The organism is Variovorax humicola (assembly GCF_037889915.1).
GTDB lineage: Bacteria > Pseudomonadota > Gammaproteobacteria > Burkholderiales > Burkholderiaceae_C > Variovorax > Variovorax humicola.
This window is the reverse complement of the sequence record NZ_JBBKZV010000035.1, coordinates 13,185-27,270: the sequence shown is the minus strand read 5'-3', so window position 1 is coordinate 27,270 and position 14,086 is coordinate 13,185. Positions and strand designations below refer to the sequence as shown.

Sequence of the window (14,086 nt, the reverse complement as noted above, 5' to 3'; positions counted from 1 at the left end):
GACAACTACGGGCCGTTTTGTTGTTCAATCGTCGCCATGAAAGCCCGTGACTTGCCGGCGCTGCGACTGCCAGGACGCTGGTCATGAAGTTCGCGCGCGACCTGCCGCGGGTGTTCGTCTCCTACGCACGCAAGGACGGTGAAGCCCTCGCGCGCGATCTGCGGGAGCGGCTCGCGGCCGCCGGCATTCCGCTCTGGCGCGATCGCGAAGGCATGGAGGGCGGCCGCGACTGGTGGCTGCAGATCACCGATGCGCTCGACCAGGTCGAGTTCCTCGTGCTGGTGATGACCGAGGCCGCGTTGCAGTCGGAGCTCGTGCGGCGCGAATGGCGATATGCGCGGCAGCGTGGGGTGGCGGTCTATCCGGTCGTCGGCGACCAGCCCATCGATTTCGATGCGCTCCCGCGCTGGATGCGATCGGTCCATTTCTATTCGCTCGCGCACGAATGGACCAAGTTCGTCAACGACCTCGACACGCGGCCGCTGCTGGTGCGCGTGCCGTTCATGGTCGAGGACCTTCCCGCCGACTTCGTCGGCCGCCCACGGGAATTCGAACGGTTGGTGAGCCACTTGCTGGATCGCGAGCGCGAAGAGCCGATTGCCATCACCGCCGCACTGCGGGGCGCGGGCGGCTTCGGAAAGTCAGTGCTGGCGCGCGCCCTGTGCCACGACGAGGCGATCCAGGATGCCTTTGACGACGGCATCCTCTGGGTCACGCTCGGCGAGCAGCCCGGCGACCTGACCGCCAAGGTCGAGGACCTGATTTTCGTCCTGTCGGGCAAGCGCCCGGGATTTGCCGGCATCGAGGGCGCGACGGCCGCGTTGGTCGAGCTGCTGGCGGACCGCGACCTGCTGATCGTCATCGACGACGTGTGGGATGGAGCGCATGCGCAACCTTTCCTGCAAGGTGGCCGGCGCTGCGCCCGCCTGATCACCACGCGGATGACCGACGCCGTGCCGGTCGAGGCGATCCGCATCGAAGTCGATGCCATGCGTGCAGACGAAGCGGTGGCGCTGCTCGGCCACGGCCTGCCGTCAGGAAGCGAGGCGGCACTGCGGGCGCTTGCGCAGCGGCTGGGCGAATGGCCCTTGCTGCTCAAGATCGTCAACGCCACGCTGCGCGAGCTCATCCTGCAGCAACGCAAGGCCACGGCCGAGGCGCTGGCCTATGTGAACAAGGCGCTGGACCGGCGCGGCGTTACCTTCTTCGACAAGCGGCAAGCCAGCTCGCGCCATCAGGCCGTGCGGGACACTCTTGTGCTGAGCATCTCGCAGCTGGACGAGGATGAGAAGCGGCGGTTTCACGAACTCGCAGTGTTCCCGGAAGACGCGGACATTCCGCTCGACCTGCTGGGCGCCTATTGGGGCAGCACCGGCGGGCTCGACGAGTTCGACACCGAAACGCTGTGCGGCAGGCTCTACCGGTTGTCGCTGGTGCTGCAGTTCGATCACACGGCTCGCTACGTCCGCCTGCATGACGTCATCCGCCAGTTCCTGTTGACCGAGGTGTCCGCCACGGTGGGCGCGCTTCACGGCAAGCTGCTCGATGCCGCTTTCGCGCAGGACGCGGAGACCTCGTGGGCATCCGTCGCGACGGCCCAGCCCTATTGGTGGACGCAATTGTTCATGCACCTGCACGGGGCCGGGCGAATGGAAGACCTTCGCACCACGGCGCTCGACCTGCGCTACATCGCCGCGAAGACGGCGGCCCGGACGCCGCTGGCCGTCGAATCCGACCTGGGCCTGGCCGGGCAACAGTTTCCGGACGACGTCAGCTTGCGCGTGCTGCGCCGCAACTACATGCAGTCATCGCACATCCTGGCTGGATGCCAGACGATGGGCGAGGTGCGGGCCACCTTGTACGTGCGGCTCCAGCATGTCGAGGCGCTGGCCTCGCTGCTCCCTGCGCTCGCCGATGCGGCAGACCTCGTGCGGGTCCATGCGCTGAAGGCCTTGCCGGACCTGCCCGATCCCGCACTGATTCGCACGCTGAGGCCGCATCGCGAATCCCTCCTCGCATGCGCCGTCACTTCGGACGGCCGCTTGGTGGCCACGGCCGGATCGGGGCCGCTCATCCGCCTGTGGGATGCCGCCACCGGCGCCGAGTTGCGCGCCTTCCCCGGCCATGCGGCGATCGCGCTGGCCATCGACGCGCAGGGCACGCTCATCGCTGCCGCCTGCGCGGACCGGCGCATCCGCCTCTGGGACCTGGCCACGGGCGAGGCATGCGGCGAACTCGTCGGCCACACCGACATGCTTACCGACTGCGCGATCAGCGCGGACCGGCGCTTCCTGGTGTCCTCATCGGCGGACTGCACCCTTCGGATCTGGGACCTGACCACGGGCGCGGTCCGCCATTCGATCGGCCGAACATGGAAGGACGATGGCCGCTTTGCGCCGGTCCCGAGCGACCAAGGGCATTGGTCGAGCGTGCTGGGCTGCGCCATCAGCCCTGACGGCCGCTGGGTGGCATCCTGCTCGGCCGACCAGACTGCATCCATCTGGGATGCGGAAACCGGCCTGGTCGTGCGCGTGCTTGCCGGCCATGAAGCCGAGGTCCGAGCCTGCTGCTTCAGCCCGGACGGCAAGTTGCTGGCGACGGCCGGCGGCGACCGCAAAGTCAAGGTCTGGGACTGCGCCACCGGCGAACACACCACGCTGGGCCGCCACATGCACGTCGTCACGTCCTGTGCTTTCGTGGGCGATGGGTGCAGCCTTGTCTCGGCATCGGCCGACGGCACGTTGATGCTGTGGGACCTTCCCTCCGGCGAACCGATCTGTGCCATGACCGGGCACACGGACTGGGTCAACGACTGCGCAGCGTCGGCCGACGGCAGGGTGTTGGCGTCGGCGTCGGCGGACGGCACCGCGAAGCTCTGGGACGCTTGGTCGCGCGGCCGCGAATATCCATCGAACCGGAATCTGGCCTGGGTGCTCGCGTGCGCCGCACATCCCGGCCTGCCCGAATTCGTCACGGCTTCGAGCGACCGTTCGCTCATGGTGTGGGACAGCCGTTCCATGACCCCCTCGCGCAGGCTCGTGGGCCACAAGGATAGCGTGTACGGCTGCGCCTTGAGCCCCGATGGTTCGCGGGTTGCGTCGGCGTCGGCGGACCACATCGTCGCGATCTGGGAAACGAGCGAGCGCCGGGCGTCGTTCCTGCTCGCCGGGCATCGCGATTGGGTGAACGACTGCGCGGTGCACCCGGGCGGCAATCTGCTCGCTTCCGCGTCGAGCGACCGGACCCTGCGCCTGTGGGACCTGAGCTCGCGCGCCCGGAAGCTCGCCTTCGTGGCGCATGACCAGGGTGCGACCTGCTGCGCCTTCAGTCCGGACGGCCGGCACGTGATGTCGGGCGCGACCGACGGCCACCTCGTGCGATGGTCGCTCGACTTCGACGAGCAACTGTGGGAGGCCTGGCTCACGCACCCGGTGCTTTCGACGGATGCGGCGGAGCTTTCGTTGCGTCCAGTCGCAATGGCGGGGCACACCCGCGCGGTCAACCGATGCGCATTCGCGCCCAATGGCCGCTATCTTGTCACCGCATCGGATGACCGGACCCTGAAAGTGTGGGATGCCGACAAGAGCATGCTGCTGCAAACGCTGCAGGGCCACGCGGGCGAAGTCAATGGCTGCGATGTCAACCCTGATTCGTCGCTTGTCGCATCGGTCTCGCAGGACGGCGGCCTCAGGCTCTGGCGCAGCAGCGACGGCGCGTGCGTTGCGTCGTTGCAGGTCGATGGGGCGCTGTCGGGATGCGCCTGGATCGACTCGGTGGGTTCGATTGCCGTCGTCGGCGCGATGGGCATCTATTTTTTCCGCGTGCGTTGAACGCCACGCCGATCGGCGATTCCCGGAAGCATCGGCGCGCCCAGCAAATACCATCGCGAATTCGAGGCCGTTGCCCGCATGTTTTCACCAACCGTTCAGGAGGTATCCCATGTCGAAAAAGGTGCTCTTCGTTGGCGCAATCGATGGAAAGGTCGAGCTGGAGTTTCTGACCCGGATGGGGTTCGAGGGTTGCGAGGTCTATCTCACCTCCTACCTTGCCGGACCCGACCTGAAAAAGCTCGCCGAAAAGTACGATGGCAAGCACAAGCTGCATGTCGATGAAAACGTCGACGGAACAAAACTGAAAGCAAAGTACGAAACCCTGCGTTTCGACGCCATCGCCTGGCTGGGCCCGACCAACGATAGCAACAAGGGGGAGACGGCCGCGCTGGTCCAGAGCTTCACGCAAAGTGCCGCGAGCGTGCTGAAACCCGAGGGCGTCGTCTACGTGCTGCAGGACTTGAGAACGCCCAACTTTCGCCCGATCGTCAAGATTCCCGGCGCGCACTTCCTGTGCGAGGTGAGCCTGGAAGGGCGGACGGTGACGCAGACCTCGACCAGCACGTCGAAGAAGGTCATGGAAGGCCGCAAGGACCACCTGTTCGCCTTCCAGTTCGACGAGGGCGCCCAGCCCCGGAACGTCAACAACCACGGGAACAAACAGTTCGAGGAAATCCTGACGATGCTGATGTCCAGCCGGAGCGAGCAGCTCAAGAAGGGGAGCTACAAGGTGGGCCAGGGCGCGCACAGCAAGAAGGAGATCGCGGACCTGATCTTCGAATACGCAAGCCACTGATCCCGCCGGCAAACCGGCCTGCCCTCACCCCTTCCCCGGCACCGCTCCCATCACCAGGTCCGGCAGCGCCGTCGCAATGCCCGGCACGATGCAGATCAGCACCACCGCGAGCAGCATCAGCACCACGAAGGGCAGCACGCCCCAGATGATGTCCGACAGCGGAATGTCGGGCGCGATGTTCTTGATGACGAAGATGTTGAGGCCGACGGGCGGGTGGATCAGCCCGGTCTCCATCACGATGGTCATGAGGATGCCGAACCAGATCAGGTCGAAGCCCGCGGCCTTGAGCGGCGGCAGGAAGATCGGCGCGGTCATCAGGATGATGCTCACCGGCGGCAGGAAGAAGCCGAGCACGATCACCAGCACCAGGATCGCCGCGAGCAGCACCCACTTCGACAGCGCCAGCGACACGATCCACTGCGCCATCGACTGGCTGATGTGCAGGTAGCTCATCACATACGAGAACAGCAGCGACATGCCGATGATGAACATCAGCATCGTCGACTCCTTGATGGTCGCGGTGAGGATCGGCGCGACGTCCCTGAAGCGCCAGACGCCGTAGATCACCGCGATGAGCAGCAGCGCCAGCAGGCCGCCGAGGCCGGCCGTCTCCGATGGCGTCGCGAAGCCGCCATACAGCGCCACCATCACGCCGATCAGCAGCAGCACGAAGGGCACCACGCGCGGCAGCATCTCGAACTTCTGGCGGACCGTGAAATGCTCGTCGTCGAGCAGCGCCGAGGCCGTGCCGTTGCGCTCGAACGCGAGCTTCGCACGGCCGTGTTCCTTGCGGTAGTTGAACACCGCATAGCCTGCAAAGAGCGCGACCAGCAGCACGCCCGGCCCGATGCCGGCAAGGAACAGCCGTCCCAGCGACTGCTCCGCCGCCACCGCGTACAGGATCATCGTGATCGATGGCGGCAGCAAGATGCCCAGCGTGCCGCCTGCCGCGATGATGCCGGCCGCGAAGCCCGGCGAGTAGCCGCGCTTGCGCATCTCCGGAATGCCGGCGCTGCCGATGGCGGAACAGGTCGCGGGGCTCGACCCCGCCATCGCCGCGAACAGCGCGCAGGCAAACACGTTGGCAATGCCTAGGCCGCCCGGCACCTTGTGCATCCACACATGCATCGCCGCATACAGGTCCTGCCCGGCGCGCGACCGGCCGATGGCCGCGCCCTTCAGGATGAACAGCGGAATCGACAGCAGCGTGATGCTCGACATCTCCTCGTAGACGTTCTGCGTCACCGTGTCGAGCGACGACGCGGGCATGAACAAGGCCATGAACAGCACGGCCACGGCGCCGAGCGCGAACGCGATCGGCGTGCCGGAAAACATCAGCAGCAACGTGGCTGCGGCGAACAGCAGGCCCAGCGTCAGCATCGACATCAGCGCACCTCCGCCGCACCGCGCAGGCGGTTGATGCTGGCCGCCACCTGCACCAGCAGTTGCAGGCTCAGCAAGCTCATGCCGAGCGACATCAGCCCGTACGGAATCCACAGCGGCGGCGCCCACGACGACGAGGACGTCATGCCGTCGGCCCAGGCTTCATGCAGCAGCGTCCACGACTTCCATGCGAAGAAGGCGCAGAACGCAAGGCTGATCAGGTCGATGACCACCATGCGCAAGCGGTTCGCCGTTGCCGACAGCTTGGAACTCACCGCTTCGATGCCGATGTGCCCGCGCATGGTCTGCACGAATGCGCCGCACATGAAGGTCATGCCGACCAGGCAAAACACCGCGGCTTCGTCCTGCCAGTCGGTGGATGCCTTCAGGAAGTAGCGCGACACCACGCTCCAGGTCAGCACGACGGACGCGGCCAGCAGCGCGACCATGCCAAGCCCCATGACGACGCGGTTCAGCCATTGCAGCGCGTGCGCCAGCGGCAGCAGCACGCGCGGCGTGGCCGGGTCGACTGGAATGACCAGCCCCTGCACTGCCGGCCTGAGTGCCTCCCCGCCCGCGCTCACAGCAGCTTCTGTGCGGCTGCCAACAGCGCCCTGCACGACTCGTTGCGCTCGCCGAAATCCTTCCACGCGGTGTCGCGTGCGATGACCTGCCATTTCTTCATCGTCGCATCGTCGATGTCGAAGACCTTGGCACCGGCCTTGGCATAGACCTCGGCGGCGATCTTGTCGTCGGCACGCGCCGCGTCCGTGGCGAACTTCTCCTGCGCCGCGCCGGCTTCCATGATGATGTCCTGCTGCGCCTTCGGCAGCTTGCTGAAGACGTCCTTCGACATCATCAGCGGCTCGAACATGAACCAGTAGGCGCGGTTGCGTCCGCTGGTCATGTTCTTCGCGATCTCCTCGAGCTTGAAGGAGATGAAGCTGGTGGAGGAGGTCATGGCCGCATCCATCGCGCCGGTCTGCATCGCCGCGTAGATTTCGTTGGAAGGCAGCGTGATCACCGATGCGCCCGCCGCCTTCAGCATCATGTCCATCTCGCGGCTGCCGCCACGCACCTTCTGGCCCTGGGCATCCTCGGGCCCGACCAGCGGTTTTGCACGGCTCACGACGCCGCCGGCCTGCCAGATCCAGCTCAGCACGATGACGCCCTTGTCGTCGAGAACCTTCGACAGCAGCTTGCCGACCTCGGCGGTCTTCCAGGCCGCGCCGACTTCGTAGCTCGGCACCAGCGCGGGCATCAGGCCGATGTTGGTTTCCGCAACTTCGCCGCCTGCATACGACAGCGGCACCAGGCTGATGTCGAGCGCGCCCTTGCGCAGCGCCGAGAACTGCGAGTTGGTCTTCATCAGCGAGGAGCCGGGGTAGATCGCAGCCTTCAGCGCGCCGTTGCTGCGCTTCTCGATGTCGGCGGCAAAGCGCCGGCACAGGCGGTCGCGAAAGTCGCCTTCGGTCAGCGTGCCGCCGGGAAATTGATGCGAGATCTTCATCGTGCCGGCCTGCGCCGCCGCGCCGCCGGAAAGTGCCAGCAGGGATGCGGCCGCCGCAGTGGACATCAGGTCGCGTCGGTTCATGTTCATTGGGTGTCTCCTGGTCAGCCGTTGGTCAGCCGTCAATCACACACCATATTTGCGATGCCTGGGCGGCGCCCTTGGTGTTATCCATGACGCCCTGTTTCCATGTCGGTTTTCTGTTGGAGCTGCGGGAGCTGCGGGTCGTCGCATGGGGCTCGAAAGGGGGGCGCGGGCCGAGGACACCGGGTATCCCCCTCCGCGAATGTCCCCTGGCCTGCGGCCTCCTCCTTTATTTCGCTGCGGGGGACACCCGATGCCCTCGGTCCGGGACACGCCGCGTCGTGCCGGCCGATCAACCCCGGCTGCGACGGATGACGTCGGCGTGATCCCGCCCCCATGCATGGGCCTCGGGCTGCAGCGGATGTCGCAAACGTCGGAGTTCAGTCCCTCGCTAGCTGACAGCAATGTCATCTTCCTGTCAGGCTGGCGTCTGTGCCCGCTGCCTAGAGTGGCCGCATGCGAATACTGTGTCTGGCCCTCGCCGCTTCGTTGGCGGGTTGTGCCGTCGGCCCTGACTACCAGCGGCCTGCGTTGCCCGATGGCGTGAGCGCGCCGGCGTTCAAGGAATCGGGCAACTGGAAGGCGGCGACGCCGGGCAGCGTCGATCCGGGCGAGCCCTGGTGGACTGCCTTTGGCGATCCGCAACTCGACACGCTGGTGCAACAGGCCGACCTGGCCAACCAGGACATCCGCGTCGCCGAGGCGCACTACCGCCAGGCGCAAGCGCTGGTGCAGGGCGCCCAGTCGGCCTGGTATCCGACCCTCGGGGCGAACGCCGGCGTGACCCGGGCGCGTGCCAGGAATACGCAGGGTGTGCCGTCGGTCGGCGACGCCCATGCGTGGTCGCTGCAGGCCGCCTGGGAGCCCGACCTCTGGGGTCGCGTGCGCCGCGCGGTCGAAGGCGCAAGCGATACCGCGCAGGCCAGCCAGGCCGACCTGGCGGCGGCACGCCTGGCGGTGCAGGCCGCCATGGCCACCAACTACATCGCGCTGCGCGTGGCCGATGCGCAGCAACAGCTCTATACGCGCACGGTCGAGGCCTACAACAAGTCGCTGCAGATAACTCAGAGCCAGTACCGTGCCGGTGTCGTGACGCGGGCCGACGTGGAACTGGCCAACACCACGCTGCAGTCCGCGCAGGCGCAGGCTATCGACATCGAGATCGCGCGGCGGCAGCTGGAGCATGCGATCGCCGTGCTGCTCGGCAAGACGCCATCCGAGTTCTCGCTTGCGCCGGACGCGCTGGCACTGACGTTGCCGCAGGCACCCGTGGTCATTCCATCCGAGTTGCTCGAGCGCCGGCCCGACATCGCCGGCGCCGAGCGTCGCGCCGCGTCGGCCAACGCCGGCATCGGCTTCGCACAGGCAGCGTACTACCCGACGCTGTCGCTCTCGGCCGCGGGCGGATTCGCCGGCGCCGGCCTTGGCACCTGGCTCAATGCGCCCGACAAGGTATGGTCGCTCGGCGCGGCGCTCGCGGGCACCTTGTTCGATGGCAGCTTGCGCAGCTCGCAGGTGGCGCAGGCGCGCGCGGAGTTCGACGCGGCCGCCGCTACCTATCGCCAGACCGTGCTCGCCGGCTTCCAGGATGTCGAGGACAACCTCGCCGCACTCGACCTGCTCGCGCAGGAGCGCACCGTGCAGGACGCCGCGGTGCAATCGGCTCGCGTGGCCGAGCGCGTGTCGCTGGCCCAGTACCGCGCCGGCACGGCCACCTACCTGGCCGTGATCACCTCGCAAACCCTCGCGCTGAACAACGAGCGCACCGCGCTGCAACTGCAGGGCCGGCAATACGCGGCAAGCGTCGCACTGGTGAAGGCCGTGGGTGGCGGTTGGAACGCCGGCCAGCTCCAGGCCCTCGACGCGGCGAGCCCCATCCCATCCGATCCGAGGGCCGCTGCGGCCCGCTGATCGACGACCAATGAACGCCATGGACCCGACCGCATCTCCCCCATATTCCCGCCGCCGCATACGCCGGTGGATCGCGACCGCCATCGTGCTCGTCGCCGTGTTGCTCCTCGTCTTCGGGCCGGGCCGCAAGCTCTGGACACGCGAGGCGCCCAAAGCCGCCGCGGCACCCTCCGTGCCCGTGACCACGACGCAAGTGGCCAGCGAGACCGTGCCTATCGCGCGCAGCGGCATCGGTACCGTGATGACCGTGGCCACCGTCACCGTGCGCTCGCGCATCGACGGGCAACTCGATCGCGTCGAGTTCAAGGAAGGCCAGGACGTCAAGGCCGGACAAGTGCTGGTGCACATCGACCCGCGCACATTCCAGGCGCAGCTCGAGCAGGCGCAGGCGCAGAAGGCCAAGGACGAAGCGATGCTCGCCAACGCCCGCGCCGACTTCAAGCGCTACAGCGACCTGATCAAGGAAGACGCGACCAGCCAGCAGACGCTCGACACGTCGCGCGCACTCGTCAACCAGTTGCAGGCCGCGCTCAAGAGCGACGAGGCGCAGGTGCATTTCGCGCAGGTGCAGCTCGACTTCACCACCATCACCGCGCCGATCAGCGGGCGCATCGGCGCGCGGCTGGTGGACCCCGGCAACATCGTCCATGCGGCCGATGCAAACGGGCTGCTGGTCATCAACCAGATCGACCCGATCGCCGTGCAGTTCACCTTGCCCGAGAGCAGCTTCCAGGCCGTGAACAATGCGCTGCGCAACACGCACGAGCCGCTGCAGGTGCAGGCGATCGACCGGGAAACGAAGGAGGCGCTGGCCGCCGGCAAGCTGGTGCTGCTGAACAACCAGATCGACGTGGCCACCGGCACCATCGCGTTGAAAGCGCAGTTTCCGAACGAGCAGCACAAGCTGTGGCCCGGCCAGTCGGTCGATGCGCGCGTAGTGCTGGGTGAGCGCGCCAATGCGCTCACGGTGCCTGCGGCGGTGGTGCAGCGCGGGCCGGACGGCTTCTTCGCATACGTCGTCGGGCAAGAGGACAAGGTGCACGTGCAAGCCATCAGCGTGGCCGACACGGCCAACGGCAAGTCCACCATCGAAAAGGGCCTGAACGCGGGTGACCGTGTCGTGGTCGACGGCCAGTACAAGCTCACGCCCGGCGCGAAGATCGTCGAGTCGAAGGGCGCGGCGGCACCGGCGGCGACCACGTCGCCCGCGCAGGCATCGGCCGCAACGCCTGCGGATTCCGCGACGGCTGCCGCATCACCATCGCCATCACCGTCGCCGTCGCCATCGCCATCGCCATCGCCATCGCCATCGCCATCGCCATCGCCATCGCCATCGCCATCGCCGCCAGCATCGCCATCGGCCGGTCAGGCCACCATCGCCGCGGGAGCAAAGCCGTGAGCATCTCCGCCGGTTTCATCAAGCGGCCCATCGGCACTTCGCTGCTCGCGCTCGCCATCCTGTTGATCGGCTGTGTGGCCTGGCCGCTGCTACCGGTTGCGCCGCTGCCGCAGGTCGACTTCCCGACCATCCAGGTCACCGGCCGATTGCCGGGCGCGAGCCCGGAGACGATGGCTTCCAACGTCGCGCAGCCATTGGAGCGGCAGTTCTCGCTCATCGCCGGTCTGGCGCAAATGACCTCGAGCAGTTCGCTCGGCCTCACGCAGATCACGCTGCAGTTCGATCTCGACCGCAACATCGACGCAGCGGCGCTCGACGTGCAGACCGCGATCAACGCGGCCGGCGGGCAACTGCCCAACAACCTGCCGAGTCCGCCGAGCTTCCGCAAGATCAATCCGGCCGATTCGTCGGTGCTGATCCTCGGCGTGCAATCGAAGGTGCTGCCGCTGATCCAGGTCAACGACTACGCCGACAACGTGCTGGCGCAGCAGATCTCGCGCATCGCGGGCGTCGGCCTGGTCAACATCTTCGGCGCGCAGAAACCCGCCGTGCGCGTGCAGATCGACCCGACCAGGATCAAGGCCGTGGGCCTGAGCCTGGAAGACGTGCGCGGCGTGATCGCCACGACCACGGTGAGCCAGCCGACCGGCACGCTCGACGGCGACACGCAGGCGCTCAATGTCTACACCAACGACCAGTTGCTCAAGGCCGCGCCCTGGAACGACATGGTGCTGGCCTGGCGCAACGGCGCACCGATCCGCGTGCGCGACGTGGGCGTGGCCGTCGACGGCCCCGAGAACGCGAAGATCGCCGCCTGGGGCTACGCCGGCGCCGCGGCCGACAAGGACACCGACATCAACAACGGCCGCGTGATCCTGCTGGCCATCACCAAGCAGCCCGGCGCCAACGTGATCGAGACGGTGGACCGCATCCAGGCCGCCTTGCCCAAGCTGCGCGCGGCCATTCCGCCCAGCGTCACGGTCGACACGCTGATCGACCGGACCCAGACCATCCGCGCCTCGGTGAAGGACGTGGAGTTCACGCTGATCCTGTCGATCGCACTCGTCGTCGCGGTGATCTTCGTGTTCCTGCGCAACGTGACGGTCACGCTGATCCCGAGCGTGACGGTGCCGCTCGCCTTGCTGGGCACCGCCGCCGTGATGTACGTCGTCGGCTACAGCCTCGACAACCTTTCGCTGATGGCGCTGACCATCGCGGTCGGCTTCGTCGTCGACGATGCGATCGTGATGCTGGAGAACATCTACCGGCACATCGAGGACGGCATGAAGCCGATGGAGGCCGCGCTGCAGGGCGCCGGTGAAATCGGCTTCACCATCATCTCGATCTCGGTGTCGCTGGTGGCGGTGTTCATTCCGCTGCTGCTGATGGGCGGCATCGTCGGGCGGCTGTTCCGCGAGTTCGCGGTGACGGTGACGCTGACCATCGCGGTGTCGGTGATCATCTCCCTCACGCTCACGCCGATGCTCTGCGCGAAGTTCCTGAAGACGCACGAGCACGGCGAGAAGCACGGGCGTCTCTACCAGCTGTTCGAGCGCTTCTTCGATGCCATGCTCAATGGCTACAAGCGCGGCCTGCATGTGGTGCTCGACCATCCGTTCATCACGCTGATGAGCTTCATCGCCACGGTGGCCGCAACCGTGGCACTGTTCATCGTGATCCCCAAGGGCTTCTTCCCGCAGCAGGACACCGGCTTCATCTTCGGCTCGGCCGACTCGGCGCAGGACTCATCCTCGAACATCATGCACGACCGCATGCTGCAGCTGGCCGACATCATCCGCAAGGATCCGGACGTCAGCACCTTCGGCCTGCAGGCCGGTGCGAGCACCTTCAATTCCGGCAACTTCTTCATCGGCCTGCGACCCAAGGACGAAGGGCGCAAGGCCAACGCCGATGAAGTCATCGCCCGCCTGCGGCCGAAGCTCGCGGCGGTGCAGGGCGTCACGCTGTTCATGCAGGCCGGGCAGGACATCACCGTCGGCGGCCGGCTGTCGCGCACCCAATACCAGTACACGCTCACCGACTCCAACCTGGCCGAGCTCAACACCTGGTCGCCGCGCCTGTTGGAGACGATGAAGGAACTGCCGGAACTCACCGACGTCACGTCGGACCAGCAGAACCGCGCGCCGACCGCGATGGTCACGGTCGACCGACAGCGCGCGTCGAGCTACGGCATCTCGCCCGCGATGGTCGATGCCACCATCTACGACGCGATCGGCCAGCGCCAGGTGGCGCAGTACTTCACCCAGCTCAACAGCTACAACGTGGTGCTCGAAGTCACGCCCGAGCTGCAGCGTGATCCTTCGCTGTTCTCCCATCTCTACCTCACGTCGCCGATCAACGGGCAGCAGATCCCGCTGTCGACTTTCGTCTCGGTCGACACCAGCAAGACCGGCTACCTCGCCATCGCGCACCAGGGCCAGTTCCCGGCCGTAACGATCTCGTTCAACCTGAAGCCTGGGACCTCGCTGGGACAGGCGGTCGATGCGATCAACGTCGCGCAGGCCAGGATGGGCGTGCCGCAGACCTTGACGGGCACCTTCCAGGGCACGGCGCAGGCCTTCGGCGATTCGCTGCGCACGCAGCCCTACCTGATCGCCGCCGCGCTGATCTCGGTCTACATCGTGCTGGGCCTGCTCTACGAGAGCTACATCCATCCGCTGACCATCCTGTCGACGCTGCCTTCGGCCGGCGTGGGCGCGCTGTTGATCCTGATGGCGGGCGGGTACGATCTGAGCGTGATCGCGCTCATCGGCATCATCCTGTTGATCGGCATCGTGAAGAAGAACGGCATCATGATGGTGGACTTCGCGTTGCATGCCGAACGTGACAAGGGCATGTCGCCGCAAGATGCGATCTACGAGGCTTGCCTGCTGCGTTTCCGACCGATCATGATGACCACCATGTGTGCCCTGTTGAGCGGCCTGCCCCTGATGCTGGGCCATGGCGCCGGCTCCGAACTGCGCCGGCCGCTCGGCTACGCGATGGTGGGCGGGCTGATCCTGTCGCAGATGCTCACGCTGTTCACCACGCCCGTGGTGTACCTCTACCTCGACCGCGCGCACCACTGGTACGTGCGCCGCAAGGATGCGCGCCAGCGCCGCAAGGGCTTGCCGCCGCAAGCCGCGCCGGCCGGCGCCGCCAGCGAATGACAA

8 protein-coding genes are annotated in these 14,086 nt (G+C 66.7%); 5 read left to right on the top strand and 3 right to left on the bottom strand.

Going from position 1 to position 14,086, the window contains the following annotated elements; all coding sequences use genetic code 11:
• Positions 1 to 83: 83 nt before the first annotated feature.
• Entirely contained in the window at positions 84 to 3,830 is a 3,747-nt protein-coding gene (locus WKW80_RS31495) for a TIR domain-containing protein (protein ID WP_340367533.1), read from the top strand.
• A 109-nt stretch (positions 3,831 to 3,939) separates the two neighbouring features.
• Positions 3,940 to 4,626, top strand: a complete 687-nt coding sequence (locus WKW80_RS31490) for a hypothetical protein (protein WP_340367532.1) — start codon at positions 3,940 to 3,942, stop codon at positions 4,624 to 4,626.
• Between the two features lie 24 nt (positions 4,627 to 4,650).
• Here the strand turns inward: WKW80_RS31490 and WKW80_RS31485 are convergent, their stop codons facing one another.
• Genes WKW80_RS31485 through dctP form a run of 3 tightly spaced genes read right to left on the bottom strand, consistent with a single transcriptional unit; the run spans position 4,651 to position 7,609 of the window.
• Complete coding sequence (locus tag WKW80_RS31485; RefSeq protein ID WP_340367531.1) at positions 4,651 to 6,012, bottom strand: TRAP transporter large permease; 1,362 nt, start codon at positions 6,010 to 6,012, stop codon at positions 4,651 to 4,653.
• The gene (locus WKW80_RS31480; protein ID WP_422823002.1) at positions 6,012 to 6,593 is read right to left on the bottom strand and encodes a TRAP transporter small permease; all 582 of its coding nucleotides are present in this window, start codon (positions 6,591 to 6,593) and stop codon (positions 6,012 to 6,014) included. Before WKW80_RS31480 ends, WKW80_RS31485 begins: the two co-directional genes overlap by 1 nt.
• Positions 6,590 to 7,609, bottom strand: a complete 1,020-nt coding sequence (gene dctP / locus WKW80_RS31475; protein ID WP_340367530.1) for a TRAP transporter substrate-binding protein DctP — start codon at positions 7,607 to 7,609, stop codon at positions 6,590 to 6,592. The genes WKW80_RS31480 and dctP overlap by 4 nt, the downstream gene beginning before the upstream one ends.
• A 450-nt stretch (positions 7,610 to 8,059) precedes the next feature.
• Between dctP and WKW80_RS31470 the strand changes: the two genes are divergently transcribed.
• The 3 genes from WKW80_RS31470 to WKW80_RS31460 are packed head-to-tail and all read left to right on the top strand — an operon-like array spanning position 8,060 to position 14,083.
• A complete protein-coding gene (locus WKW80_RS31470) occupies positions 8,060 to 9,514 on the top strand; it encodes an efflux transporter outer membrane subunit (RefSeq protein ID WP_340367528.1) in 1,455 nt (484 codons plus the stop codon).
• Between the two features lie 10 nt (positions 9,515 to 9,524).
• Positions 9,525 to 10,913, top strand: a complete 1,389-nt coding sequence (locus WKW80_RS31465; protein ID WP_340367527.1) for an efflux RND transporter periplasmic adaptor subunit — start codon at positions 9,525 to 9,527, stop codon at positions 10,911 to 10,913.
• The gene (locus WKW80_RS31460; protein ID WP_340367526.1) at positions 10,910 to 14,083 is read left to right on the top strand and encodes an efflux RND transporter permease subunit; all 3,174 of its coding nucleotides are present in this window, start codon (positions 10,910 to 10,912) and stop codon (positions 14,081 to 14,083) included. Before WKW80_RS31465 ends, WKW80_RS31460 begins: the two co-directional genes overlap by 4 nt.
• Positions 14,084 to 14,086: the final 3 nt, after the last annotated feature.